General features: G+C 39.7%; 1 rRNA gene. It reads left to right on the plus strand.

The annotated features are described in order from the left end of the window. A 16S ribosomal RNA gene (locus M3610_RS27680) occupies positions 1 to 81 on the plus strand; the annotation flags it as partial. Between the last annotated feature and the right edge of the window lie 211 nt (positions 82 to 292).

Raw genomic sequence — 292 nt, forward strand, 5'->3', positions numbered from 1 at the left:
CCGCCTAAGGTGGGACAGATGATTGGGGTGAAGTCGTAACAAGGTAGCCGTATCGGAAGGTGCGGCTGGATCACCTCCTTTCTAAGGATATAAGCTGGACTTGTGAGCCAGACAAAACAGTTTGTTCGCGATCTTTGTTTGTTTAGTTTTGAGGGAGCAATTCCTTCAAAGCTTTTTTTAATCGTTCTTTGAAAACTAGATAATCGTAATGAAGAAGCAAAGTAAACATCGAGTAATCGCCATTTTAGTTTTCTCTCTTATGAAGTTAAGAGAATAACCTTTTAGGTTAAGT

The sequence above is a fragment of the Neobacillus sp. MER 74 genome, assembly GCF_023714155.1.